A 25,885-nucleotide genomic window follows, 5' to 3' on the forward strand; every position below is an offset into this window, starting at 1 on the left:
TATCTTGGGTGGGTGACCTGCAGATGATATACACCGCGCTGGGGGATTCCATTACATTTGGCGACAATGCTTCCTCGCCAAGGTTGGCATATCCTCATTTAGCCGTAACGGCTTATCAACGTTCAAACCCCCGTACCATTAAGGGTTATGTATTAGCTCGGTCCGGCTGGACCAGCAGCAATTTATTGGATGCCGTTCTGTGGCAGGGCTCGGAGATGATCAAGCGCTCTTCCGTCGTCTCGGTCTGGATCGGCGGCGTAGACTTGGCGAATGCGGCCATTACTCCGCTTGTGAACGGCGGGCCGTTTCCGAATATGGAGCTGCTTCTGCAGTTTCGCCGGAATCTCAGCGCCATCCTGAGGCAAATCCGGAAGACCAGTTCAGCCCGGATTGTATGCTGCACGCAATATAATCCGTTTCCGAGCAGCTCGATTGCGGTCGAATGGATCGGCCGCCTGAACCACACGACCCAAGGCATCGCCGCCGCCTACGACGCCAAAGTCGCCCCGGCTCACAAGTGGTTCGAGGGCAAACAAGCGGAGTTGATCGACGGTTACCGGGAAGGTCAGCTGGAGGACATCCTCGGCGGCACGCTGCCGATCCATCCGAACGACCGGGGTCACCGGGTGATCGCGAACGGGCTTGCCCCTTATCTTTTTCCCAAATCGAAAGTCTCTTCGAAAAAAAAATAGCCGGGACGCCTTCCGCATCCCGACTTTCAGTTCCCTTCACGGACTTCTTCTCCGGTTATCTGGCGACTTCGTCTTCCGTGACGTCGTTGAAGAACTTAAACGCGTAAATGGCGCAAATGCCGACGATGGTATAGATCACCCGTGACAAGGTTGCGTCTTGCCCGCCGAAAATGCTCGCCACCAAGTCGTATTGAAAGAGCCCTATCAACAGCCAGTTTAACCCGCCCACAATCAGTAAGGTGAGCGCTACAACGTTCAATGTTTTCATTCCGGGCCAACTCCTAGGTCGAAAATTTGTATTCATTAGTTAAATTTCCAAGTTGCCCAAATTTTATGCAGGTGCCGGCAAATATCACGAATCGGCCAAAAACTAAGGAACAAGCACAGGCAGCACGCTCAAATCCGAGTAAGATATATCGAGGAAAACGTCTATCGAAAAAACAAACACTGAGGTGATCCTTGCATGGCAAGTTCGGCAAACATTCGCAATCGCGCGAAACAGCTGAAAGGCCAGCCGGTTCGCGTTGTTTTGCACGACGGGTCTTCTTATATCGGATGGATCGCCGGGCTGGATCCGAACGGCCTGTTCCTCTCCGTGCCCCCGCGCGGCAAGAAGAAATCGAAGAAAAAGACGGCAGCCCGCAGCAAAAAAGCTCGGGTATCGGCCTTCCAGCCGTTATTCGGCGGCGGCTACCCGGGAAATCCTGGCTCACCTGGCTCAGGCACCGGCATCCGTCCGGGAGGCGGCTGGGGCTATGGCGGCGGGCTAGGGGGAGGTTACGGCTCCTTTGGCGGATATCCCGGAAGACCCGGACCCGGAGCGTATGGCTTCACGGGTGGCCCGGGGCCGGGGAGACCGGGGTACATCGGCTTTGGCGGTGGAAGCGGGGGATCTGCCGGTTCCGGGGGGCCGCAGGAGCAGAGCCCGGAGGGCGAATCCCCGGTAAGGCCCCGACGGGCCGGCCTCTTCGGGATGGTGCAAAAAGTGCAGAAATACATGCCTTTGATGAAGATGGGCTACAACGCCATCAAATCGATCATCCCCCTGTTTAACGGTATCAAGGCTTTGATGGTCTAACGCGAGGCAGCCGTCTCCTTGGACGGCTGCCTGTTTTGTTCGCGGGTCCATATGGGAAGGATGGGATAAAGGGAATATCCCTAATCCTCAAGCTTCGAAAGGAGTGCCCGCATGTCTTCCTCTTATCCCTATTTGTCGCGAAATCTAGTTCGTGAGCCGTTTCATGATCCGGACCTGCTGGAGGCCATCTGGAAGTACCGTTGGGGAACGGACAATCCCATCGGTCCGATTCGTCTGGTGCTGATGCACGCGCCGGGGGAGGAGGTGCTTCAACTGCATGATTCCGCCAGCGTAATCGAGTCCGGCCCCGTTCTGCTTCAGCATATCCGCGGGAGGCTTAGCAAGAACAACGGCACCGCCGCGCCCAAGCTCAAGCGACTGCAAGCGCAGCACCAAGCTCTGGCAACGGCATTGGAGAAGGAAGGCGTTCGTATCCTGTGGCTAAACAAGCCGGACCAGCCCTGGCCGGAAACGATGTATACCCGCGATTTGGGGATGATCATCCCCGGCGGCGTTATTTTGTCCCGCCTCGCGCTGTACGTCCGGTATGGGGAAACCGCTATGGCCGCCCGCACGCTCGGCGCCGCCGGCGTACCGATCCTCGGAATGATCCAAGGCAGCGGCTTTGCCGAAGGCGGAAGCTTTATCATGCTGGATCGGCAAACGGCGGTCCTTGGCCGTTCGGAGCGGGTAAACCCTGAGGGAATCGAGCAGGTGCGCCATCTTTTATCGTTACAGCAGATCGACCTGATCGTCATCGACCTGCCCGCCTCGATCATTCACCTGGACGAAGCGTTCCTGATGGTCGACCGCCGCAAGGCGCTAGTGAATATCGCGCTGCTGCCGTACTGGTTCCTGGACGAGCTGCATCAACGCGGTTTCGAGCTGCTGCACGTCGATCCCCGCGATCCGACGTTAACCATCAACGGCTTAGCCCTGGCGCCGGGGAAAGTCCTGTTCTCCGCGGACGGGAACCACACGATCGATCTGCTCTCCAATCAAGGCGTTCAGGTCATCCCCGTCGAGGTCTCCGAGATCGCCAAAATGGGCGGCGGCATCCACTGCTGCACCCTACCGTTGATTCGGGAGCCGCTGCTGTGAACCGGGGAGAAACAAAAAAGAGACGCGGGACGCGTCTCTTCCTTACCTACTTGCGGCGGTTCTTCGTAAATCGGGTATACACGATCAAGGCTGCGAGCATCATCGCCACGAACCCGATGTTCCCGGCGGCCTCCTGCGTCATCCCGAACAACACGCAAAGATTCGTCACCAACCCATTCGTCAGCAGCGCGATCAAGATCAAAAAGATCGGACGCCACAAGTTATATCCTCTCATTCAGCGACACTCCCGCCCCTCTATGTTATCGATCCTATGATTTCAGGTTAGAAGCATTTTAACATAAATAGAGAGCGTTTGCATTTTTCCGGGTGAGGCGGCCTCAAAGGAATTGCACCGATTCCCATCGAATTGATAATGAAACACGGATGGCGGGTAGCTTCAAAAGCGCAACCGCGAACAGGTCAACGAATCCTTCCGGGATTAAGATGAGGTTGTTATGAGAACCAATACCAAGATCGACTGGCACCGAAAAGTAGAAGATGCGATCATGCGCATTCTGGGCGCGCTGGATGAGCCGCTTAATTTCCGTCAAATTTCCAGGGAGCTGCATACGTCGCCGTATCATTTCCACCGGAAGTTTCGCGAGCTGACCGGGGAGAACGTGCACGAATGCCTGAAGCGGCTGCGCATGGAAAGGGCGATGTTTCTCCTTCGGAACACCGGCAGGGGGATTCTGGATATCGCGCTAGACTCGGGATATGAAACGCCGGAAGCGTTCACCAAGGCGTTCAAGCGCATCTACGGGCTGACTCCGACCGATGCCCGGAAGCTGCCGAGCTGGGAAGGCGCCGTCTTCTCTTCCGCCGGCCTGCACTACAACGAAAGCCAGCCGTCCCATTGGTTCTACCTCAATCCCGAAGGAGTGGATCGAATGGAAACGAAAATCGTTGCTTTTGACGCCAAACGTATGGTGGGCGTGGAAAACGTGGGAGATTACTGGGGCTTGCCCCAAGCTTGGGAGAAGCTCCATGCCGTCTTGAAGGAGCATCAGTTGTACCCGCAAGCCCAAGAGTGGATGTCGGTGTTCCCTGACCATGCGGACTCTATCCCGATGCCGGAGAAGCGTTCCTATGCCGCCATCGCGGTGGGCGCAGACTTTCGCAGCGAGGCAAGCTACGGGCTGATCGAATACGAAATTCCGGCAGGGCTGTACGCGGTGACGGTCCATTTCGGATCATCCGAGGAAATCGGCCCGACTTGGGATCGCTGGACCCAGGAATGGCTGCCGGACAGCGGCTGGAGAGCCGACCCGGCGCGGCCGAACTACGAGTGGTATCAGAACCAATGCGTCCTGCCAGAGCTGCAATTAACGTTCTTGTGCACACCGGTGATCAAGATCGAGCGATAACTGCAGAAATCCCCCTTAACATGTGTCGTTAAGGGGGATTTCTTATGGTTCCCTCACTCTCACTCCGCGCCTAAAATTTCCTTTGCCCTCCGAATCGTTTCTTCATCCGGCGGTTTGGTGTGAAGGAGCGGGTATTCGATGCCCATCTGTTCATATTTATAAGTTCCCATTTCGTGATACGGCAGGATCTCCACGCGTTCCACGTTAGTTAAGGTCTTGATGAATTCGGACAACTTGCGCAGGTCCGCTTCATCGTCGGATAGTCCCGGAACCAGCACGTGGCGGATCCAGACCGGCACCTTGGCGTCGGAGAGGAACCGGGCAAACTCGAGGATATGCGCGTTAGGTTTTCCCGTCAGCTCCAGATGCTTCTGCGGATCGATCTGTTTCAAATCCAATAACACGAGGTCGGTGTATCGCATCAACTGCTGCAGCGATTCAAAGAAGTGCGCTTGTTTCGTAAAGCAACCGCCGGAGGAATCGATGGCGGTGTGAACGCCCAATTCCTCCTTAAGCGTCCGAAATAAGGCCAGCAGAAAATCGACCTGAAGCAAGGGCTCCCCTCCGCTTACCGTGACCCCGCCCCCAGAGAAACGCATGAACGGAAGGTAACCGCGGATTTCGTCGACCAGCTCCCGAACGGTCACGATCCGCCCCTTACCGATCGCCCAGGTGTCCGGATTATGGCAGTATTGGCATCGCAATAAGCAGCCCTGCAGGAAGATGACGTAGCGGATGCCCGGCCCGTCGACCATACCGGACGTTTCGATGGAATGAATGCGGCCTTGCTGCTGCTCCATGGGCGTCTCCTCCGTCAGATTTTTTCGTGGAACGTCCGGTTGATGACGTCGAGCTGCTGTTCCCGCGTGAGCTTAATGAAGTTCACGGCGTAACCCGAGACGCGGATCGTCAATTGCGGATACTGCTCCGGATGCTCCATCGCATCCAGCAAGGTGTTTTTGTCAAACACGTTGATGTTCAGATGATGACCGTCCTTCGCCGTATATCCGTCCAGGATCGCCGTCAGGTTGCGGACGCGTTCCTGCTCGCTTTTGCCCAGGGCCCCCGGTACGATCGAAAACGTGTTGGAGATCCCGTCGAGCGCGTATTCGTACGGCAGCTTGGCCACCGAAGCCAAGGAGGCGATGGCGCCTTTCTTGTCCCGGCCGTGCATCGGGTTCGCTCCCGGCGCGAAAGGCTCGCCTTGCTTCCGCCCGTCCGGCGTATTGCCGGTCAGCTTCCCGTATACGACGTTCGACGTGATGGTCAACACCGACATCGTCGTCCGGGATTGGCGATAGGTCTGGTGTTTTTTCAACTTGCGCATAAAGCGTTTAACCAAATCCACCGCGATCTTGTCGGCCCGGTCGTCGTTATTCCCGTAAGCCGGATATTCCCCCTCCACGACGTAATCGACGGCGATCCCGTCCTCGTCGCGCACCGGCCGAACGGAGGCGTACTTGATGGCGCTCAGCGAGTCGACCGCCACCGACAACCCGGCGATCCCGGTCGCCATCGTACGCATCGTCTCCTGGTCGTGAAGCGCCATTTCCAGCCGTTCGTAGCAGTATTTATCATGCATGTAATGAATGACGTTCAACGTATGGATGTACAGCTCGGCAAGCCACTCCATCACGTGATCGAAGGCGGCCATCACTTCGTCGTAATCCAGTTTGTCCGAGCGGATCGGACGCATCGGCGGCGTCACCTGCACTTTCATTTTCTCGTCGACGCCGCCGTTGATCGCGTAAAGCAGTGCTTTGGCGAGGTTCGCGCGCGCGCCGAAAAACTGCATTTGCTTGCCGATCCGCATCGCGGAAACGCAACAAGCGATCCCGTAATCATCGCCGAAATGCGGCCGCATGATATCGTCGTTTTCATATTGGATCGAGCTGGTCTGAATGGTCATGCGCGCGCAGTATTCCTTGAACTTCTGCGGCAGCCGGGTGGACCATAACACAGTCAGGTTCGGCTCCGGAGACGGCCCCAACGTTTGCAGCGTATGCAGGAAACGGAACGTGTTCTTGGTGACCAGCGGTCGCCCGTCCAGCCCGATTCCGCCTAATGACTCGGTTACCCAGGTTGGATCGCCGCTGAACAACTGGTTATACTCCGGCGTTCTCGCAAATTTGACCATACGCAATTTCATGACGAAATGATCGACCAGCTCCTGCGCTTCTTGCTCCGTTAGCTTTCCCGCTTTCAAGTCCCGGGCGACATAAATGTCGAGAAACGTGGAGGTCCGGCCCAAGCTCATCGCCGCCCCGTTCTGCTCCTTGATCGCCGCCAAATACCCGAAATACAGCCACTGAAAGGCTTCTTGAGCGGTGGCGGCCGGCTTGGAAATATCGTAGCCGTAACTCGCGGCCATTTCGCGCAGCTCCCCAAGAGCACGGATTTGTTCCGCGATCTCCTCGCGGGAGCGGATCACGTCTTCGCTCATCGGCCGCTCGTCGAAGAAGGAAAGCTCATCCTGCTTGTTTTTCACCAGAAAATCCGTGCCGTAAAGCGCAACCCTCCGGTAATCGCCGATGATGCGCCCGCGCCCGTACGCATCCGGAAGCCCCGTAATGACGCCGGATTTCCGCGCCAGCTTCATTGCCGGGGTATAGGCATCGAATACGCCTTGGTTATGGGTTTTCCGGAAAGTGGAGAAAATTCGCTCGATCTCCGGATCCAGCTTGAATCCGTAAGATTCGCAGGCGCTTTCCGCCATCCGGATTCCGCCATAAGGCTGGAGCGCACGTTTGAACGGCTTGTCCGTTTGCAACCCCACGATCCGTTCTCTCTCTTTGTTCAAGTAACCGGGGCCGTGCGAAGTGATGCCGGATACGATCCGGGTATCCATATCCAGGACGCCGCCTCGTTCCCGCTCTTGTTTAGCCAACTCCATAAATTGCTTCCAAAGCTCTTTTGTCGCTTCCGTGGCTTCCGTCAGAAAAGAATTGTCTCCCTCATACGGTTCATAATTGAGCTGAATGAACTGGCGAACGTCGACTTCTTCCTGCCAGGTTCCCGGCGTAAAGCCTTCCCAAGCCTGCATTCGTCGTTTCCTCCTTTTGCGTACTATCCTCATGATTGGGATGCCTATAGTATGGTCTGGCTGCACCGAGTTCAAGGAGGTTCATCAATGGTTTTTTTGGCGGATTCCGCCAATGGATGCAGGGGATAATAATGCGTCGGTCGGTAAAACTGTACTTGTTTATTTCATAATTAGGGCCATGTAAACGATATTCGGCCGAAATGATCAATAATTGGAAGACGAGGAGGGAAATGAATGGCGGCTAAACCAAGCCAAGCCGAAGAGAAGGATATAGTAACCGACAAGAAAACCGCCGCATTGGAGGAAGTCAACCGTCTGGTTGCCCGCGCTAAGGCGGCCCAAGAGAAGTTCCTGCAAATGAATCAGGAGCAGGTCGACCGTGCGGTACAGGCGATGGCACTCGCCGGATTGGACAAGCACATGCTGTTGGCCAAAATGGCCATAGAGGAAACCGGACGCGGCGTTTATGAAGATAAGATCACGAAAAATATTTTTGCGACCGAATACATTTATCACAGCATCAAAAACGATAAAACCGTCGGCATCATCGAGGAAAATCCTTATGAAAATTATCAGCGCGTGGCCGAACCGATCGGCATCATCGCCGGCGTAACGCCCGTAACCAACCCGACTTCTACCACGATGTTCAAAACGTTGATCGCAGCGAAAACGCGGAACCCGATCATCTTTGCTTTCCATCCTTCCGCGCAAAAGTGTAGCAGCGAATCGGCGAGAATTCTGCACGAAGCCGCCGTGGCCGCAGGTGCGCCGGAGCATTGCGTGCAGTGGATCGAACACCCGTCGCTGGATGCGACGCAGCTGTTGATGAACCATCCCGACGTGGCGCTCGTGCTTGCGACGGGCGGTTCGGCCATGGTCAAGGCCGCTTACAGCACCGGCAAACCCGCGTTAGGCGTCGGACCGGGGAATGTGCCGTGTTTTATCGAGAAAACGGCGGATCTCCGCCAAGCCGTTACCGACTTGATCCTGTCCAAGACGTTCGATAACGGCATGATCTGCGCTTCCGAGCAGTCCGTCATCATCGAAGAACCGGTGTACGACACGGTCCGCAAAATGATGATCGACAACGGCTGCTACTTCTTGAACAAGGCGGAAACCGAAGCCGTCTCGAGCTTGGTGATCACTGGGGAGCGTTGCGCCGTCAACGGCGTCATCGTCGGACAACCAGCCCATAAGATCGCCGAGATGGCCGGCTTGCAAGTGCCGAAACATACGAAGATTCTCGTTGCCGAGCTAAAAGGCGTAGGGACGGACCACCCTCTGTCCGCCGAAAAACTAAGCCCTGTGCTGGCCTGCTATAAAGTAAAAACGGCGGAGCAGGGCATCGATCGGGCGGCGGAGATCGTTGCTTTCGGCGGACTCGGCCACTCGTCGGTCATCCATTCCAAGGACGAGAACGTGATCGAAGCGTTTGCCGACCGGCTGAAAACCGGACGGGTCATTGTCAACTCCCCTTCGACGCACGGGGCGATCGGGGACATCTACAACACGAACCTGCCTTCGCTGACCCTGGGTTGCGGTTCGTACGGGCATAACTCGACCACATCCAACGTGACGGCGGTCAACTTGATCAACGTCAAACGCGTCGCCTACCGGACGGTGAACATGCAATGGTTCAAAATCCCGCCGAAGATTTATTTTGAAAAAGGGGCCACGCAATATCTTGAGAAAATGCCGGGCATCTCCAAGGTGCTGATCGTCACCGACGAAATGATGTTGAAGCTCGGTTACGTCGAGAAGGTCGAATACTATTTAAGGAAAAGATCCAAGCCGGTGATGATCGAAATCTTCGCCGACGTCGAACCGGATCCCTCGGTCGAAACGGTGGAACGCGGCACGCGCATGATGGAGAGCTTCAAGCCGGACTGCATCATTGCGCTTGGCGGCGGATCGCCGATGGACGCGGCCAAGGCGATGTGGCTGTTTTACGAATATCCGGACACCAGCTTCCATTCGCTCAAGCAGAAGTTCCTGGATATCCGAAAACGGATCTATAAGTATCCGCGATTAGGGGAAAAAGCGACGTTCGTTGCCATCCCTACGACTTCGGGTACCGGCTCGGAAGTCACCTCGTTTGCCGTCATCACGGATAAGAAAGAAGGTCATACCAAATACCCGCTGGCCGACTATGAACTGACGCCGGACGTGGCGATCATCGATCCGGAGTTCGTCTTCTCGCTGCCAAAAACGGCGGTGGCGGACACCGGGATGGACGTGCTCACGCACGCGATCGAGGCTTACGTCTCCGTCATGGCCAGCGATTATACCGACGGCTTGGCGCTGCATGCCATCAAGCTCGTGTTCCAGTACCTGGAACAGTCCTTCCACACGGGAGACCCGTTGGCACGCGAGAAAATGCACAACGCCTCGACGATTGCCGGCATGGCGTTCGCGAACGCTTTTCTCGGCATCAACCACAGCCTGGCGCACAAATGGGGCGGCGAATACCATACGGCGCACGGCCGGACAAATGCCATCCTGATGCCGCACGTCATTCGGTATAATGCCCAAAAGCCTTCCAAATTCGCCTCGTTCCCGAAATACCGTTACTTCGTCGCCGACGAGCGGTACGCGGAAATCTCCCGAATGCTGGGGCTCAAGGCGGGAACGACCGAGGAAGGGGTCAACAGCTTGATCGATGCTATCCGCAAGTTGAACCAGTCGCTGGGCATTCCGGAGAAATTCCAGGATCTCGGTTTCGACCCGGCCGATTTCGAATCGAAGGTGGACTACCTGGCCGACCGGGCTTTCGAGGACCAGTGCACGACGGCCAACCCCCGCATGCCATTGGTCGAGGAACTCGCCGATATTTACCGGAACGCGTTTTACGGAAAGTTCTAATTTTACGCCGCTAAAGCCCTCTCTAGCTTACGGTTCTTCGAGTGAAGACCGGCCTCATAAGCTTGGAGGGCTTTTCCCTTGCTATTTTCAACAAACGCATCTAGGTAAATTTTGTCATAGACACTCCCGGCGGTCCGTTTTTTATAATCATAAAGGTTCTACATAAACGGGAGGATTTACATCTATGTGGTTTCTATTTGCTTTATTGACGTCCTTGGCTTGGGGAGGCGCCGATCTGTTCTACAAAAAAGGCAGTGACAGCCACGACTCCCACAGCCATCTGAAAATCGTCGTCATGGTAGGTCTCGTGATGGGGATTCACGGTACGGCTTATCTGCTGATTCGGGGGCTTTCCTTCGATCCGATGGACATGATTCGTTATTTGCCGGTATCGGCGCTGTATATCCTGTCGATGGCGATCGGTTATTTCGGGCTCCGGTATATCGAGCTTTCGATCGCTTCACCGGTGCAGAACTCGTCCGGGGCCGTGACGGCGATCCTGCTGTATTTGTTTTTCCCCCACGACCTCGGCTGGGTTGAAATTGCGGGGGTGGCGATCATCACCTTCGGCGTGGTGGGGCTGGCGGTCCTGGAGAAGCAGGGGGAGCGGCTCGTCCTGAAGTCGGGGACGGAGAACGTCAACGCCAAATATCAAATCGGCGTGATGGCGATTACCTTTCCGCTGCTCTACTGTCTGCTTGACGGACTAGGCACGTTTGCCGACGGAATTTATCTGGACGAGCTGAAGTTGATCGGGGAGGATGCCGCGCTTCTGGCTTATGAGTTCACCTTCTTTCTATGCGCTGCGGTTGTTTACCTCTACTTGGTTGCGGTCAAAAAACAGCGGTTCAACTTCTGGGGAGAACGCGTCAAAGGGGTTGCCGCGATCTTCGAGACGGCGGGCCAATTCTTCTACGTGTTCGCCATGGCCAGCAATGCCATCGTGGCCGCGCCGTTGATCGCTTCGTACAGCGTATTCTCGGTGATTCTGTCCCGCCTGTTTCTCAAGGAACGGCTCAGCCGAGTGCAATACGCCGTCGTGTTGCTCGTACTGGCGGGGATCGCGCTGCTCGGCCTGGCGGACGAGCTGTAACGGACCGTAATGACGTTATTCGCCCATTTCCTGGCTATTTCCCAGCGTAACGAACTCCACTGCCCTTATTCGGCTTGAGAAGCTGCATTTCACGGTAATTACCTGGAAATAACGTCATCTCAGTCCGTTACGATCCATTCAAACCCGATCGACCCCCTTTAACGTCTCTGGTATCCGTTAAACTCGTGGACTCGAATTCGAACTCCGCACATTTTCTCGCCATGGACTACCCTTGGCTCGCTCATGATATACTGCAAATAATAGGCCGAAAGCGAGGTACTCTATCATGTGGAAAGAATTCAGAGCCTTTGCGCTGAAAGGGAACGTGCTTGATCTGGCGATCGGGGTCATTATCGGCGCCGCCTTCGGAAGTATCGTGACCTCCCTGGTCAACGACATTCTGATGCCGGTCGTCGGCTTGCTGGTGGGCGGCATTAACCTGAAAGAGATGCAGTTTCAATATGGGGACACGGTGCTGAAATACGGTGCTTTCCTGCAAACCGTCATCGACTTCTTTATCGTCTCCTTCTCCATCTTCCTGTTCGTCAAGGGAATTAACAAACTGAAACGCAAAGAGAAAGAGGAGCCGAAGCCTGAAGCCCCCTCTGCCCCTTCCAAAGAGGAAGAGTTGCTGGCCGAAATCCGCGATTTGCTGAAGCAAAGGGCATTGGAGGAGAAGTAACTCCAACCGAAGCATCAAAGCCCGAGCCGCAACTGAAACGTTGCGGCTCGGGTTTTCTTTTCGAATGACGGATCTTTACCACTTCGCTAACGGAGGGTTACCGCGTCGGCTTTGGCCGGCGTTGCTTCCAGCGGCGGAGGGGAAACCTCTTGCTTTGACGGCCCCGCCCAAAACGCCGCGATGAAACCGATCGCCGCCGCGCCTGCCATGAACCAGAAGCCATATTGCACGGCATCCCCCAGCATTTGACGCATCAGCTCCAACTGCCCCGCCGGCAAACCGGCATGGGAGTTCAATACGGCCAACGGGTCGGTGACGACCCCCAGCTCCCCGACCGCTCCCGACAAATCTCCCGAGTGGCGTTCCAGCAGGACAGCCAACCTGGCGTTGATCAAAGAGGTTAGTACCGCGGTGCCGAAGACGCCGCCGATGGAACGAAAGAAACTAACGGACGAAGTCGCGGCTCCTCTGACCGAATCGTCTACCCCCATGCTGACCGCGGTTTGCCCCACCATCATCATCATGCCGATGCCGAGGCCAATGAGCATCATCACTAGGCATAGGACGATATAGCTCACGTTGACCGGGAGGAAAATCATCATCAGGATTCCCGTGCCTGACAACAACATCGACAAAGCGATATTAAAGCGCCAAGTGAATCGTTGAATGAGTGCTCCGCACAAAGTTGCGCCAAACATAACGCACAACATGAGCGGCGTTAACGCGCCTCCCGTCCCGGTCACGCCACCGCCTAGACTGCCCTGCACGAATAACGGAATATACACCAGCGCCCCGTACATCATGATTCCCTGCATAAGGGTCGCGACATAGGTACTTGCCATCACACGATTACGGAACAAGCGAAAAGGAATAACCGGCTCCTTCTCTCGCAATTGGCTGAGGACGAACCACGCCGCGGCGATCCCCCCGACGCTCAGCAAGCATAGGATCGGCAGGGAACTCCAAGCATATTGCACGCCGCCCATCTTCAAGGCAAGCAGCAACGATAGGGTACCCAGAACCAGTAAGCCGGGACCGACATAACCGATCGATGCGTCCGGCTTCGGCAGTACCGCGCTTCGGGGCAACAACTTCCAAATAATCGCGAAGATGACCAGTCCCAGCGGCAGATTGATGTAGAAAATATATCTCCAGCTCAACAGCGACGTAATCAGCGCGCCGACCGTCGGTCCGATGACCGAGGAGAGGGCGAACACGCTCATATATAGGGTCTGGTATACGCTGTTTCCGTTTCGCGGCATCAGGCTGAAGACCACCGTGAAGGTGATCGGCATCAGGAGACCGGCCCCGATTCCTTTAATGCCGCGGTAAATGATGAGCTGCAGCATCGATTGGGCTGACCCGCAAAGCACGGACCCGATCACGAATATCGTCAACCCCAACACCAGGAACGCCTTTCGTCCGTAAAGGTCGGAAAGTTTGCCAGCGATGGGGGTCATCGCTGTCGAAGTCAGCATGTATATCGTGAATACCCAGGACATCTGAGTAAAACCTTCCAATTGAGTCGCAATCGTCGGCAATGCGGTAGAAACGATCGTTTGATCCAATTGCGTTAAAAGTATGCTTAACAGGAGACCGGCGAACAGCCAATGAAACCGCCTGGCCGTCAGCCCCCCAAATCTGCTTTCCATTCCGCTATCACCCGCTTCATCACGCTAGGTTCGTCAAATGCCGGCCATTTTCGCGCAACGGTTCAGATAACCGTGCACGGTATGCTCCGAAATTCGCGATACCGCAAAACCTCCATAACGATTGATCTGTTCCTCCAGCACTCGCTGCACGGCATCGGATGCCGCCCCTTCCCTCTTCGTCCAGATGCCCACGAACCGGTCGGCAATGGCCCCGGAGTTGGTCTCCCAATAGCGCAGCAAATCTACGATATCCTCCGACAGTTCGCCGTACTTGCTGGAAACCGCCACAAAGAGGAAATCCTCGCCCCCATCCCGGTCCCGCCAATCCTCCAGGTTGCGGAAAACGTCTACGGCACAACCGTTCCATCCCTGCATCGCCTCAAGGATGGCGGAAAGTTCTTCATCCCGTTCCGCCTCGCCGGCGGCCGGATCGAAGAATACGCGAATATTGCGGCCCTTCCCGTCGGAGGCGTCATTTTCCTCCTTGACTGGATTGCGCATCAGCAGACCGTGCTGCGCGATTCCGATCATTTGATCGGCAATGACTTCCTGCAGTTCTTCCTTCGTGCCCGTATGCCCCGTAATCATCGCAAGGGAGTCCGTATCTCGATAATAGAATTGATTCATCATCCCCCAGAGGCAGAACAGAACGACCTGAACGTTAACGTGCGGATTCAGGATACCGGCCCGCTTCCACTCCTTGAACATTTCGTTCTTATCGAAAAAGTCCTGGAACCATTTGGAGGAAGCATACCGGTCGAACAGTTTTCCGCCCTCCAGGGTTTCTTTATGAAAGATTTTGTACAAGTTCGGAATTTTGCACTTAATGTCAAAATGCGTCTTGATGTATTGTTTCAGGACAAGCTCCGGATGAATGTTCTCCCACGACTGTCCTTCAACATAACTTTCCCATTGGCGAAATAGGCGCATCAGCACGGCCTGGTACAGCTTCTCCTTGGTGTCGAAATAGTAGTGTACGAGCGCCTGGTTAACTCCGGCCTTCGCGGCGATATCGCTGATGCGTGTTGCGGAGTAACTGCTGTTCGCAAACAGCTCCTCCGCGCAGGTTAGGATCCGTTCCTGCACGTTGGTCTTCTGCTCATCCGATTTCGTCATTTGAGGCATATCATGTCCACCTTTCTAACTTGGAGAATATTCGAACCGGAGCTGCCGGGCGCTTCCGTCAAGAATGCTCCTCCGAAGAAAGCTTACAGCAGGGATTTCATGACAGGCTCAGCACTCCTTATCCATTCCTTGATCGCATCGCGGCCGCGATCCTCCTCGGTATCCAGGACATACAGCCCTCGCCCCGGACAAATCGCTCCCAATTCCGCGAGCAAAGGCTTCAAGTGAATCTCGACCGCCAATTGATGCTGATAACCCGCCCCGACCATCAGCGGGAAAGCCAGTTTCCCCACCAGGGCGTTCATCGGAAGCAAATCCATGAACAGTTTAAGCAGCCCGGTGTAGGTCGCTTTGTACGTCGGGCTTGCGACCACAAAATAAGTGGACGCTTCCACTTGGGCCTGCAGCGATTGGATCGTCTCTTGTTTCCATTGTACTAGGTCAGACGCATAATCCGCCAAATCGATCACCTCATGCGTTACCTCTGCGGAAGTATGCCGCTTAAGTATATCATGAAGCTGATCGGCCGTTTGTTCGGCGAAGGCAAAGGTCTTCGAGCGGGGCTTCGGATTGCCTACAATCGTCGTAATTTGCATGGTTTACGCACCTGCCTTATCCAATGCCGCATATTTCCCGCGATAAAATAGCAGCGGTTCCGCCGCCTCTCCCGGGGAATGGATATGGAGTCCCCGGCCCAGCAGGATCAAATGATCCCCGCCTTCCCGTATCTCCTCAATCTCGCATTCCACGCTCGTCAAGCAGCCTTCCAGCACCGGCAAGCCGGTCTCTCCGGCATGATAAGCAATCCCCAAAAACTTCTCGTTACCGCCTTTCTTGGCGAATTGCCGGGAAACCGATTCCTGGGATTTCTCCAGGATATTCACGCAGTACTTTCCCGTCGCCGCCAACTCCGTTAGCGTGGCGCTCTGGCGATCTACGCAGATCAACACCATGGGCGGATCAAGCGACAACGAAGTAAACGCGTTTGCCGTCATGCCCAGCGGATTCCCCTCTTGATCCAACGTCGTAATGATCGTGACCCCTGTGGCAAACTGCCCCATTGTATTTCTCCAAACTATCGGATCCATTCGTGCTTCCTCCGTTCGCCGGGCCGCTTTAACTCTGCCCGTTACATATTTTCCATGCGGTAAAGGCATAAATCGCCGCCGCGTCCACCATATCGTCAAGCGTCGGTCTAAATCGAGCAGGACCGAAGGTGGCCGACGGGATGCCGTACATGTTGAACACATTGTGATCCCGCCACATACTAGAGTAAGCCGGATGCGCGATCGGTAACTGGCCCCGGCCGACGGCTTGGGTTCCCGCCTCGATGGCATCGGCCAATGGGGTGATCGCCTCGTCATTCGCCTCGTACCCCTGCCGATACACAAGCGGTAGAACTTGGCCCTGCAGGTTTGCCTCATGAAGGAGTCGTTCCAGCCCTCGCTGAATCGGCGCGATCGATTGCTTTGCCGTGAGGTTTACTTCGATATAGATTGAACATACCTCACTGCCAGCCCCCATAATATGAGGGTCGCCGCCGCGGATCGCGGAGATTTGCGCTTTCGGGACCGAGGTCCCTCCGTTCGCGCTGTAAGTGTTCTCCTTCTCGTAAGCCATCGCCCACTCCTGGATTCTATCGATAAGAACCGCCGCCTTCACCAGCGGATTCGGATGCTGTGCTAGCTCTTCTGGATGCTCCAATAGCGGCGTAAATACTTCTTCGCCGTACAGATCGATCCGGTAGAGCGCATGACCGCAAGACATCCAAGTCATGCCGAAGTCGGTGCCTTCCGCCGCAATCGTGTAATCCGGGGCAACGCCGCCATGAGACAACAAATACTGAGCCCCGACCTCTTTCCCCAGAAACTCGCTGCCGCGGAATTCCTCCACCTGCTCGGGCCCGATCTCCCCCGGACAAGCCGTAATGTATAAGCGTCCCTTGAGCGAGATCCCTGCTTTTTTCAACGCTTTGGCAGCCATTAGCGTGCAGGTCATCGGCCCGCGATCGTTCTCGATCGGCCTGCCCGAGAACACGCCGTCTTCGAATTTCGCCTCCAGCCATTCCGAGCGTTCTACCGTTTCCGGCCGGTAACGCCACTGATCGCGTTCGTTATATTGCGGGGCCTCGGTGTCCAAATGGCTGGTGAGCAGCAGGTTTCTGCCTTCTCCCGGCACCGTCCCACCGAAGGTTCCAATCACGTTAAAGCGATTCTCGACCATCCCCGCTTTACGCGGATCGAAACCTTCTTTCTTCAACCAGTCGTATACATAATCCCCCGCTTCTTTCTCATAACCCGCAAGGCTGCGGATATTGCCAAGCTCCAGCAGGAGCCGAGTTAGTTCTTCTCCGTCGATGTGGCTTCGGATGAGCTGCATGACCTCACGATCACGGTCAGTCAATGGTTGCCCTTTCAATAGACTCATTCCTGCTGCGCCCCCTTCCAATCGGAGAGAACCTGCTCGGCGGACAGCACGGTCGCGAAATTCATCCCCAGAATTCGGATGGACATGTCATGCATGTCCTGATCATACGCCGCGCAGGCGTCCTCAACGACGAAGATCCCGTAGTCTTTCATGAATCCGTCCCGAATCGTGGAGTCCACGCAGCATTCGGTCGTGACGCCCGTAACGATCAACTTGTGAATGCCCAGCTGCTGCAGCAACAACTCTAGGCGAGTGCCCACAAACGCACTGTAACGCTGTTTCTCGACCGCGTAATCCCCGGGGCCGGGAGCGATCCGGTAATCCCCGCTGCCAGGGGTCCCCCGACGGCAAACCGCAACCGCTTCCTCCGGATCGAACTCCTGCAGCGCATACCAAGCTTTCATGGCCCGGGAATCGGTCTCCGCATCCGTGATCAGACGGATGAAGATGACCGGAACCCGATGGTCATGCGCCCCCCGAATGAGTTCCTCGATGCGATCGACGGCGGGATCGACCGATGACAAATCAGCGCCGAATTCCGCCATCTTGCCGTCCGTCCCGCAGAAATCCCGCTGTACGTCCACAATCAACAAAGCCGCATGATCAGTCAGCCCCATCCCCATTGAGCATCCATCCTTCCTAAAGCCTTGCCTATTTGATAGCGAAGGTTCCTCTCAGTCTCGGCAGCACCTCTTTGCCGAAGATCGTCAGGTCTTCCACGTAGTCGGGGAAGGTCAACATCATTCCGTCGATGTTCGTTGTCTCGATGATTTCCTGGATTCTGCCCTGAATCGTGTCCACGCTGCCCGCGATCGTCTCCGTCATGAAGGCGCTCTTGGCTCGGTGCACCATCGAATTCTCACGGCCGTCAGGCTCAAGTCCATAGCTGCGGAGCATGCCTTTGATTGCGCCGAAATCCGCCCCCTCCTGGTACAATTTGATACGCTCCTCCGCGTGCTCATCCGTTTCCCCGGGCACAATGGTAAACATCGCGTAGGTTTTGATCGTCTTGTTGCGTTCGGCTGCCATTTCCTTAGCGCGTTTGCTTACTGCGGCGAGTTCTTCCAGATCCCGGCCGCCGATAAAGCAAGCATCCCCCTCGTCAATCGTAAAGCCCATGCCTTTCTCCGATTGGCCGGCACAAATGATTTCCGGTCTCGGCTTTTGCAGCGGCTTTGGCAAAGACTCACATTCTTCCAGGTGGAAGTATTGTCCGTGGTGGGTGACCTTCTCCTCACTCCACAGCCGCTTCACGACCTGCATCCATTCCTTCGCCAAATCGTAGCGCTGATCGTGGTTCAGCTCCTCCGGCCACATGCCCATTTGCTGGAATTCCCCGGCGAAAGAACCGGAAACGACGTTCATGCCAACCCGTCCACCGCTGATTTGATCCAAAGTGGCAAACATTTTGGCAGCTACCGCCGGATTGAACAGGAGCGTATGCACCGTCGCATAGATTTTCACCCGGGTCGTCGCTTCCGACAGCCCGGCCATCATCGTCATCGACTCCAGGGATGTACCCCAATGGTTCGTCGTACCGCCGTATCCTTTCCATTTCGCCATCGACATGATGAAATCCAAACCCAAATCCTCGGCGATGACCGCCGCTTTCTTATTGATGGCATAACCCCCGTCCAAACGCGGGGAGGTTTCGGAGATGATCCAGCCTCCGTTGGTTACCGGCAGAAACACCCCGAAATCCACTTTGTTATAATCGATCGTCGTCATTGGTTCTTCACTCCTTGTTCTTCTTATGAAATCTGTAGGCTTATTCCGGCCAAATCAACATTTCGCCGTCATAAATCGAATCGATATAGGCATTGTTCATCACCTGCTCAACGGGAAGCCGCTTCTTGATGACGCCGGCCGTGGAAAGCATCTCGATTTCGCGCGACCATTGCTCTTCCGCCATCCAAGCTACGCCGTGGCCCGGGATACGGGATTGCCCTACCAGGTTGCTCTCGACTGACCAACGGTTCGTCTCCGTCGGCAGGTCATATACGGAATCGGACTTGGAAGCCATCACCTTCAAGGCTTCGTCGCCATGAGACACCGCATAGTTATGCGCCCGGGATACGGCTCTCAGGAAATCCTCTACCGCTGTCGGATGCGCCTCGGCGAACTTGTTGTTCACAGTCAAGACGCCAAAGGAGGTTTCCGCTCCGAACTGGCCGGGGTCGATAATCGAAACCTCAACACCCATTTGCTGCATCAGATAAGGCTCGTTGGACTTGTATACCGTTAATGCGTCCACTTGGCCCGAACTCAACACCGTTGGATCGTAACCTACGGAAACGCCTTTGACTTCCGTCGGGTCCACCCCCGAATTCTTGAACATCGCGACGACGTTCGCCGGCATGGCTCCGTGGTAGCCAAGCATTTTGCCAACCAGGTCCTTGGGCTCCTTCAGGCCGGAATCACTCATGACCATAATGGCGCTAGTGCCCGTGGAGCCGAACGTAGCGATCCCCTTGATGTCCGCGCCGTTCGAGACGGATTGGATCACGAGGCTCGGCGTGCCCGCGCTGGCAATTTGCGCCTGACCCGCCGCCAGGAACTTCATGCCCTCCGAATCGAGCCCGGGCATGATCTTTACGTTTAGCCCTAGCTCCTTGAAATATCCCAGCTCCTGGGCCATCACAACCTCGATATCCGGCGGAGATGCCGCGTAATAATAACCTGTGATGTACGTAATTTCTCCGGCCGCTTCATTGAGCTTCTTTCTCGCTTCCCAATCGACAGGTCCGTCCTCCGCAGAGCCGTTTGCCGATTCATCCGAGTTGGACGCTTCCCCAGCTCCATGCTCCGCAGCGGCATTCGCCGCAGGAGTTGGAGCCTTGCCTGAACTACCGCAGGCCGACAACATCATGACAGTCAACATCATTAGCACCAATAACAACGGCATTTTTTTGCTTTTCTCCATCTCCATGCTCCTCCATCTCCCTATCCAATATCCATCATCTATGCGGGCAGCCTGTGTCTGTTCCGGCCCATTCAATTAGTCTCGGTCGCCGCCCATCGCGTGCCAGAACAACACCTTCCGTTCGATAAACCGCACGATGTTCGTCAACAGGATTCCCATGATCGCCAGCATAAAGATCGCCGAAAACATCCGCTCGGTCTGCAAATAGTTGCTGGACATCATGATGACGTTGCCGAGACCTTCCGTCGATCCGCTCCATTCCCCCACTACAGCCCCCATTACGCTAAGGCTGACGCAGGTTCTCGCTGCCGAGAACAGATACGGCAAGCTATTCGGCAAACGCAACTTGAAGAATATTTCCCATTTGCTGGCATGTAAAGATTGCATATATTCCAAGTGATTTCCGTCAATCGAGCGAAAACCCGTGATCGAATTAATCAACATCGGGAAGAACGTGATAATCGCAGCGATGAGTATTTTCGGCAGCGCATCGAAACCGAACCAGAGGATAAACAAAGGAGCAATGGCTATAATTGGCGTGACGTTGGCAAGAACCGCGATCGGCAGCAGGGTTCGCTCCAGCAATGGGGAATGGGCCATAAATATCCCGGCAACAATCGCGACCGCCGTACCCAGGAAGAATCCTGCCAAAGCTTCGAATAACGTCACCCCAGTGTGAGGCAAATAAAATCCAATGGAAGTTGCGAATTCATAGAAGACCGATGACGGGGCCGGCAAGGTGACCGGCTGGATCTTGAACAGGCGAACCGCCAGTTCCCAAGTCAGAAACAAAGCAAGGAACGCGGCAAGGGGCGGCAAATACGGCGAGGAAACCACCCGGGACTTTACTCTGTTTAGGACGGATGCTTCTTTCCGTTTCCCCGGCTTCGAAGCGACCATGATTACGCCTTCTCTAGCAGCACTTCTCATGACAGAACCACTTCCTTTCTTGAACTATTAACTCGATTTCCATTCATCCCGCAAGTAACCCCGTATCTCGGCAACATACTGATGAAATTCATCGGTGTCCTCGATCTGGGCACGCCTTGGCCTTGGCAAACCAATATCAATGACCGCCGCTACGCGCCCCGGCCTGGCCGACATCACCACCACCTTGTCGGACAATAAAACAGCTTCCCTCAAACTGTGCGTCACAAACAACACCGTTTTCTGATGCGACTCCCAGATATCCAGCAATTGATAGCTAATTTTCTCCCGCGTGATCTCATCCAACGCGGAAAAAGGCTCATCCATGAGGAGAATAGGCGCTCCCGAGCCGAACGCCCTGGCGATCCCTACCCTTTGTTGCATGCCCCCGGACAATTCCTTCGCGTAGGCGTTCACGAAATCCCCTAGCCCGACGGATTTCAGCAGCTCCACGGGGTCCTCTCTTTCTACCAGCTTAGCGGCGGAGTTTCCCCTTACGTTCACCTCAAACGGAAGATTCATGTTCTCTAGGACGGTCCGCCAAGGAAACAAGGCCGGGGATTGAGGAACGAAACCGAACTGCTTCCGGCTCTGCGCTTCGAGCGGGCTCAATCCCCCGATCGTAACCTCGCCCCGGTCTACGTCGGCAAGTCCGCCTACGATGCGGAGCAGGGTTGACTTGCCGCATCCGCTTGGGCCGATCAGGCTGACGAACGTGCCCTGTGCCAACTCCAGATGAATGTCCCTAAGCGCTTCGGTCATGTGCCCTCGACGCTTAAACCATTTACTGACCTCGCTCACCTTGATGTAAGTCAATCCTCATCACCACACTATGCATTTAATTGGTTGATTAAAAATAATTAACTATCTATTTAATTTGTTATTCAAAATAGTAGCACCGTCCAACCTTTGTGTCAACTTATATTACAGAGAAATAATTATTTTTGATATTTCTTTAAAATAATGGTCAATTTTCTCGTCTTAATGTTAGATATAATGACATTATTATCATTATTCAACTATTAATCACTTTCAAATTCGGATTTATGTTATGTTAATTAACAAATTAATCAACCCTGTTCACCTGACTCTAAACAAAAAACACCGTTCTACCGATGTGGTAGGGAACGGTGTTTTCCTTATGACTTAATGAATGGAACAGAATGCTCTTACGCCAACTTCTGCCCGCAATTCGGGCAGAAGTTCGCGCCTTCGTTCTTCGCCCCGCAGTTCGGGCAGAAGTTAGGGCGCTTGGCGCCCGTTTCGCCGGCCGAAGGCCCCGAAGGATGCGGCGGCTGACTCGTCCCCGAGCTCGGTGACTGCGGTTGCGAATGCGAATGATCCTTCCCCTGGCCCGGTTCCGGGTTCAGATTCTTCATCATTTCCTTGGCCAGGTTCATCCCCATCATCATGCCCGCCATGTCTGAAGCGGCCCCGCCGCCTTGCACCTTGCCCGAGGCGAGGCCGTCGGTCATGCTGACTTGCTGGTATTTCGACAGATTGCCGATCATTTCATGCGACGCGGTCTTGGTGATCATGTCCTGGATTTCCTTCGGATAACTGAAGCTCATCACTTGGAAGCCCGTAATCCCCAAACCGTCGTCCATCACCTGCATATCGAGATCTTCTTTAATGCCGCGTGCGATATCCACAGCGTTGGCCTGCAGATTAAACATGTCTTTGCCTTCTCGGCTAATCCACTTCATCAGCAATTGGTCGAGTACGGAGGTAATACGAAGTCTAACGTCCTCCACCAAATAACTTTGCTTGACCCCCGCAACCTTATCAATTAACGTCACGTAGTCATTGACCTTGAAATTAAACGTGCCGTTCGCGCGAATCGGCATCCCGCCAGGGAGCTGGGGCGTCGGAATCAACACGGGATTTTGCGTGCCCCATCGGACGGTAAACTCCTTCGTGTTTACGAACAACACCTCAACCCGCATGCCGCTGTTGAAGCCGAACTTAAACCTCTTCAGCGTGGACAGGAACGGCACGATCTCCGAAGCAACGTTATATTCGCCTTCCTCCTTGAAAATCCCCTCGATTTTCCCATTATTGATGAAGATGGCATCCTGCCCCGAGCGAATGATCAGCTTACTCCCTTTTTTGATCTCCCGGTTACTCCATTTCCAGAAAATCATATCATCCCGGAACTCTTCCCATTCCACGACATTGGCAAATTGGCTCTTAAAAAAACTCATAGGTTACCCTGCCCCTTCCGTTAAAATGATCCCCGGCTCCCGCTATGCGAGTGTCCGCCGCTGGTCGTGCCGCCGCCACCTCCACCGCTGCCACCGCCTCCACTGCTGTTGTTGCTCTCGATCTTCGTTTTCGTGACGGTCGTTCGAAGATATTTGTCTTGCCGACTAATGACGCCGGAGTCCCCCGAGTCCTCATAGGTGCGGCTGTTCACCGTGACCCTGCCGCCGCTGCGGAACGCCATCACCACGACGACCAGCGCCCCGATGACCAGCGCGATCACAAGCTGGATGGTAGTATCAAACAGGAGATTATCCGGATTGACCCCAGGTCGGAACCCCATATACCGGTAGGAAGTCCGTATGTACTCTGCGAAGGCGCCATGATAATCACCTGCGGTTAACATCGGGGCGATCTTGTTGCGTATTTTGTCCAAACGGCTGTCATCCAGGTATTTCTCACCTTTATAGAAACCCGCCAAATATAAATCCCGATTACGCATTTCCAACGTCAAAATCACGGCATTGCCATGGGCTTTATCGTACCCCGGAGCCCGCTCGTCGTAGAAATCCTCCGTCAACTTGACGACGTCCTCATCTTCGGGATTATCCGTCGTAAAAACGATAAAGTCCGTCTCCCGCTTCGGCCCATATTCATTAGCTAATGCGTTCAAGTCCTCGATATATTCCGGATTCAGGATATCGGCTTCGTCGTAAATCAGCTTCTTCTCGGAAGGTGTTTGTTCCGCCCAAGCCGTCAACGGAGTCAGCATCCATAGTGCGATCAGCGTTAGCAACAAATACGTGGTTACCCCGCGCTTGTTCATATGAAGCCGCCTCCCAACATCCAGGCCACGATTTTGAGCCCCAGGAAAGATAGGGCCGACACGCCGGCGAACCAGGCCGTTATTTTCCCCTTGCTTAACGGTGGTTTCCCAACAACTTTCCCCGTCTGGCCGTTCATAGCAAACGTGTATTGTTTCCCCTTGTAGTTGTAATAAACCATCCACACCGGCAGCAGCGTATAATGGGCCTGCTTGACGGTCGTATCGATCTGTTTCTCGGCATAACTTACCGTAGCATATTCATTAACAGTCGAAGAGATATAGGATTCGATATAAGGCATGGTTTTCTCCCGGGCTCTCGGGGTGAGTTTCTCGCTGTTATAGTTGTACTTTTCGGCGATATATCCTGCGAGATAAGGCGTCTTAAACGTCTTCAATTGTTCGTAAGGAAAAGGCTCCAGCTTATCCATCAGCTGATCGTCCATCTTCGCCGAAGCATCGATCGGCAACCGTACATAATGGAGCCGAATTTTCCGGTAGAACTCATAATAATCCGTTTCTGTGTATTGGTAATCGCCTCTCCGATAGCTTCTCACCTGAGTCCCTTGTCCGCGGACATCCACATTACTCAGCAAATCGTACAGCCAGAACGGCACGTACATCCCGGTGATGTTCTGGATGCGGTCCGCGGTCATGAAGCCGCGGGGCGTGAGCAGCCCTTTCCGACACCACTTCTTGAAGGCCGCCACCGCCTCTTCCTTGCTGATCGCAAAAGGGATCACCTGCTGCGGAGCCAGCTTCCCGGTCAGACGATCGCTCAGCACCACGGCGGACCCGCAGAAGCTGCAGGTCGTCGCACTGGTCTCCGGCTCCGTCACGATGACCGCGCCGCAGCTTTCGCAATGGTACTCCCGGACCTCGTCCTCCGCGAATACCTGCTGCTTGAGCGGGTCGGGAATTTGCTCGATATTGTCTTTGCGGCCGCAGCTCGGGCAAGACAGCATGCCCGTCGTACTGTCAAACGTCATGCCGCTGCCGCAGCTCGGACATTTGTATTCAATGACCGGCAAATCGTTCACCTCCATCCATCCGAATCAGAGTTCAGGAATTTTGCTTGTTTATTTTCGCTTTCAGCGCCGTGAGTTCGTCTTCAGGTTTAGAAACCGGAGGTGTACCCAGCTTCTCCTCAACGGTGGCGTTGTAGCCCTTCTCCAGCTCTGCGAAAATGGCGTCCAGATCGTCTTCCTGCGAACCGGCTCGCAGCTCGGCCAAAGCCAGCGCTTCGTTCAGCGCTTGATCGGCCTTGGCTTCCAGCTCGCGAAGAGCCGCTTCCGATCCGCCGGATGCCTGTGCCCGGCTCAGCGCTTCGGCCTCAACGAGCTTGCTCTTCAGTTCGGCTTGCCGTGCCTCCAGCGCCTGCAGATCGGAGACAAGCTTATCCTGCATCCGCTTCACTTTGGACGAATTATACGCCGCCTGCTCGTAGGCCGTCTGCAGTCCATTCAGCCGCTCCGCCTGCTTCGCCTTCCGCTCCAGAAACTTCAGCGCGGAAGACTCGTCGCCCGATTCCACCGCTTTCTCCGCATACCGCTGCAGCTTCCGAACCTCCTCGGCGCATTCATCCAGCGCGCGCTTCGCCCGGTCTTCCTCCGCCTGCACCGCCGTCGCCTCCGCCTTCACTTGCCCTGCATCCAGTCTCAATTGGCGCATGTAAGCATCCACCGCCGCCGCCGGATCTGGTGAACTCTTCAATAATGCCGAGAGGTTGGACCGCATCACGTCCCGAAACCTCGCTAAGATTCCCACTTCTCGTCCCTCCTTCAGATCCATCATTTACTTAATAATACCTCAAATCCAATCCGTTGGTTTCATCACCCCATCATCACAAGCGGTGGATCGCAAAAAGAAAAACGCCCCTAAAGGGGCG

Annotated in this window: 25 protein-coding genes; 7 read left to right on the top strand and 18 right to left on the bottom strand. The window is 55.0% G+C overall.

Annotation, left to right across the window (positions count from 1 at the left end):
- The first annotated feature begins 23 nt into the window (after nucleotides 1–23).
- Complete coding sequence (locus tag M0651_RS22135; RefSeq protein ID WP_248553858.1) at nucleotides 24–692, top strand: SGNH/GDSL hydrolase family protein; 669 nt, start codon at nucleotides 24–26, stop codon at nucleotides 690–692.
- 55 nt (nucleotides 693–747) lie between these two features.
- Here M0651_RS22135 and M0651_RS22140 read toward each other — a convergent pair whose 3' ends face one another.
- The gene (locus M0651_RS22140) at nucleotides 748–960 is read right to left on the bottom strand and encodes a DUF378 domain-containing protein (protein ID WP_178023627.1); all 213 of its coding nucleotides are present in this window, start codon (nucleotides 958–960) and stop codon (nucleotides 748–750) included.
- A 195-nt stretch (nucleotides 961–1,155) separates the two neighbouring features.
- Between M0651_RS22140 and M0651_RS22145 the strand changes: the two genes are divergently transcribed.
- Together M0651_RS22145 and M0651_RS22150 are read left to right on the top strand one after the other, a co-directional pair.
- Nucleotides 1,156–1,770 carry a hypothetical protein gene (locus M0651_RS22145; RefSeq protein WP_240267993.1) on the top strand — a complete coding sequence of 205 codons (615 nt, stop codon included), beginning with the start codon at nucleotides 1,156–1,158 and terminating at the stop codon, nucleotides 1,768–1,770.
- Nucleotides 1,771–1,881: 111 nt separating this feature from the next.
- Entirely contained in the window at nucleotides 1,882–2,871 is a 990-nt protein-coding gene (locus M0651_RS22150; RefSeq protein WP_248553859.1) for a dimethylarginine dimethylaminohydrolase family protein, read from the top strand.
- Between the two features lie 46 nt (nucleotides 2,872–2,917).
- Here M0651_RS22150 and M0651_RS22155 read toward each other — a convergent pair whose 3' ends face one another.
- Entirely contained in the window at nucleotides 2,918–3,106 is a 189-nt protein-coding gene (locus M0651_RS22155; RefSeq protein ID WP_248553860.1) for a hypothetical protein, read from the bottom strand.
- A gap of 220 nt (nucleotides 3,107–3,326) precedes the next feature.
- Here M0651_RS22155 and M0651_RS22160 point away from each other — a divergent pair, with 220 nt between their 5' ends.
- Nucleotides 3,327–4,238 carry an AraC family transcriptional regulator gene (locus tag M0651_RS22160; protein ID WP_248553861.1) on the top strand — a complete coding sequence of 304 codons (912 nt, stop codon included), beginning with the start codon at nucleotides 3,327–3,329 and terminating at the stop codon, nucleotides 4,236–4,238.
- 59 nt (nucleotides 4,239–4,297) lie between these two features.
- Here M0651_RS22160 and pflA read toward each other — a convergent pair whose 3' ends face one another.
- Together pflA and pflB are read right to left on the bottom strand one after the other, a co-directional pair.
- The gene (gene pflA / locus M0651_RS22165; RefSeq protein WP_248553862.1) at nucleotides 4,298–5,038 is read right to left on the bottom strand and encodes a pyruvate formate-lyase-activating protein; all 741 of its coding nucleotides are present in this window, start codon (nucleotides 5,036–5,038) and stop codon (nucleotides 4,298–4,300) included.
- Between the two features lie 14 nt (nucleotides 5,039–5,052).
- Nucleotides 5,053–7,281, bottom strand: a complete 2,229-nt coding sequence (gene pflB / locus M0651_RS22170; RefSeq protein WP_248553863.1) for a formate C-acetyltransferase — start codon at nucleotides 7,279–7,281, stop codon at nucleotides 5,053–5,055.
- 234 nt (nucleotides 7,282–7,515) lie between these two features.
- Here pflB and adhE point away from each other — a divergent pair, with 234 nt between their 5' ends.
- The 3 genes from adhE to mscL all read left to right on the top strand — a co-directional run bounded on the left by adhE (nucleotide 7,516) and on the right by mscL (nucleotide 11,918).
- Nucleotides 7,516–10,143, top strand: coding sequence for a bifunctional acetaldehyde-CoA/alcohol dehydrogenase (gene adhE / locus M0651_RS22175; protein ID WP_248553864.1), 2,628 nt, complete (start codon nucleotides 7,516–7,518; stop codon nucleotides 10,141–10,143).
- Between the two features lie 184 nt (nucleotides 10,144–10,327).
- A complete protein-coding gene (locus M0651_RS22180) occupies nucleotides 10,328–11,236 on the top strand; it encodes an EamA family transporter (protein WP_248553865.1) in 909 nt (302 codons plus the stop codon).
- Between the two features lie 286 nt (nucleotides 11,237–11,522).
- Nucleotides 11,523–11,918: a large conductance mechanosensitive channel protein MscL gene (mscL, locus tag M0651_RS22185; RefSeq protein ID WP_248553866.1), complete on the top strand. Its 396-nt coding sequence runs from the start codon at nucleotides 11,523–11,525 to the stop codon at nucleotides 11,916–11,918.
- An 86-nt stretch (nucleotides 11,919–12,004) separates the two neighbouring features.
- Here mscL and M0651_RS22190 read toward each other — a convergent pair whose 3' ends face one another.
- The 14 genes from M0651_RS22190 to M0651_RS22255 all read right to left on the bottom strand — a co-directional run bounded on the left by M0651_RS22190 (nucleotide 12,005) and on the right by M0651_RS22255 (nucleotide 25,764).
- Nucleotides 12,005–13,570, bottom strand: coding sequence for an MFS transporter (locus M0651_RS22190; protein ID WP_248553867.1), 1,566 nt, complete (start codon nucleotides 13,568–13,570; stop codon nucleotides 12,005–12,007).
- Nucleotides 13,571–13,603: 33 nt separating this feature from the next.
- Nucleotides 13,604–14,695 carry a TetR/AcrR family transcriptional regulator gene (locus tag M0651_RS22195; RefSeq protein WP_248553868.1) on the bottom strand — a complete coding sequence of 364 codons (1,092 nt, stop codon included), beginning with the start codon at nucleotides 14,693–14,695 and terminating at the stop codon, nucleotides 13,604–13,606.
- Between the two features lie 83 nt (nucleotides 14,696–14,778).
- Nucleotides 14,779–15,291, bottom strand: coding sequence for an NAD(P)H-dependent oxidoreductase (locus M0651_RS22200; protein WP_248553869.1), 513 nt, complete (start codon nucleotides 15,289–15,291; stop codon nucleotides 14,779–14,781).
- 3 nt (nucleotides 15,292–15,294) lie between these two features.
- Nucleotides 15,295–15,783 (bottom strand): flavin reductase family protein, encoded by a 489-nt coding sequence (locus tag M0651_RS22205; RefSeq protein ID WP_248553870.1) that lies wholly within the window; start codon nucleotides 15,781–15,783, stop codon nucleotides 15,295–15,297.
- Between the two features lie 28 nt (nucleotides 15,784–15,811).
- Nucleotides 15,812–17,122 (bottom strand): zinc-binding metallopeptidase family protein, encoded by a 1,311-nt coding sequence (locus M0651_RS22210; protein ID WP_248553871.1) that lies wholly within the window; start codon nucleotides 17,120–17,122, stop codon nucleotides 15,812–15,814.
- Nucleotides 17,119–17,745, bottom strand: coding sequence for a cysteine hydrolase family protein (locus M0651_RS22215; RefSeq protein ID WP_248553872.1), 627 nt, complete (start codon nucleotides 17,743–17,745; stop codon nucleotides 17,119–17,121). Before M0651_RS22215 ends, M0651_RS22210 begins: the two co-directional genes overlap by 4 nt.
- 28 nt (nucleotides 17,746–17,773) lie before the next feature.
- Entirely contained in the window at nucleotides 17,774–18,850 is a 1,077-nt protein-coding gene (locus M0651_RS22220; RefSeq protein ID WP_248553873.1) for an LLM class flavin-dependent oxidoreductase, read from the bottom strand.
- Nucleotides 18,851–18,890: 40 nt separating this feature from the next.
- Entirely contained in the window at nucleotides 18,891–20,045 is a 1,155-nt protein-coding gene (locus M0651_RS22225) for an ABC transporter substrate-binding protein (RefSeq protein ID WP_248553874.1), read from the bottom strand.
- 75 nt (nucleotides 20,046–20,120) lie between these two features.
- Nucleotides 20,121–20,975, bottom strand: a complete 855-nt coding sequence (locus M0651_RS22230; RefSeq protein WP_248553875.1) for an ABC transporter permease — start codon at nucleotides 20,973–20,975, stop codon at nucleotides 20,121–20,123.
- Between the two features lie 27 nt (nucleotides 20,976–21,002).
- Nucleotides 21,003–21,788 carry an ABC transporter ATP-binding protein gene (locus M0651_RS22235; protein WP_248553876.1) on the bottom strand — a complete coding sequence of 262 codons (786 nt, stop codon included), beginning with the start codon at nucleotides 21,786–21,788 and terminating at the stop codon, nucleotides 21,003–21,005.
- Nucleotides 21,789–22,141: 353 nt separating this feature from the next.
- Complete coding sequence (locus tag M0651_RS22240; protein ID WP_248553877.1) at nucleotides 22,142–23,176, bottom strand: SPFH domain-containing protein; 1,035 nt, start codon at nucleotides 23,174–23,176, stop codon at nucleotides 22,142–22,144.
- 20 nt (nucleotides 23,177–23,196) lie between these two features.
- Nucleotides 23,197–24,000, bottom strand: a complete 804-nt coding sequence (locus M0651_RS22245; RefSeq protein ID WP_372491032.1) for a TPM domain-containing protein — start codon at nucleotides 23,998–24,000, stop codon at nucleotides 23,197–23,199.
- Nucleotides 23,997–25,028 carry a TFIIB-type zinc ribbon-containing protein gene (locus tag M0651_RS22250; protein ID WP_248553878.1) on the bottom strand — a complete coding sequence of 344 codons (1,032 nt, stop codon included), beginning with the start codon at nucleotides 25,026–25,028 and terminating at the stop codon, nucleotides 23,997–23,999. Before M0651_RS22250 ends, M0651_RS22245 begins: the two co-directional genes overlap by 4 nt.
- A gap of 31 nt (nucleotides 25,029–25,059) precedes the next feature.
- A complete protein-coding gene (locus M0651_RS22255) occupies nucleotides 25,060–25,764 on the bottom strand; it encodes a PspA/IM30 family protein (RefSeq protein ID WP_248553879.1) in 705 nt (234 codons plus the stop codon).
- Nucleotides 25,765–25,885 lie beyond the last annotated feature (121 nt).

This window comes from Paenibacillus mellifer, assembly GCF_023195895.1.
In the GTDB taxonomy this organism is placed as follows: Bacteria; Bacillota; Bacilli; order Paenibacillales; family Paenibacillaceae; genus Fontibacillus; species Fontibacillus mellifer.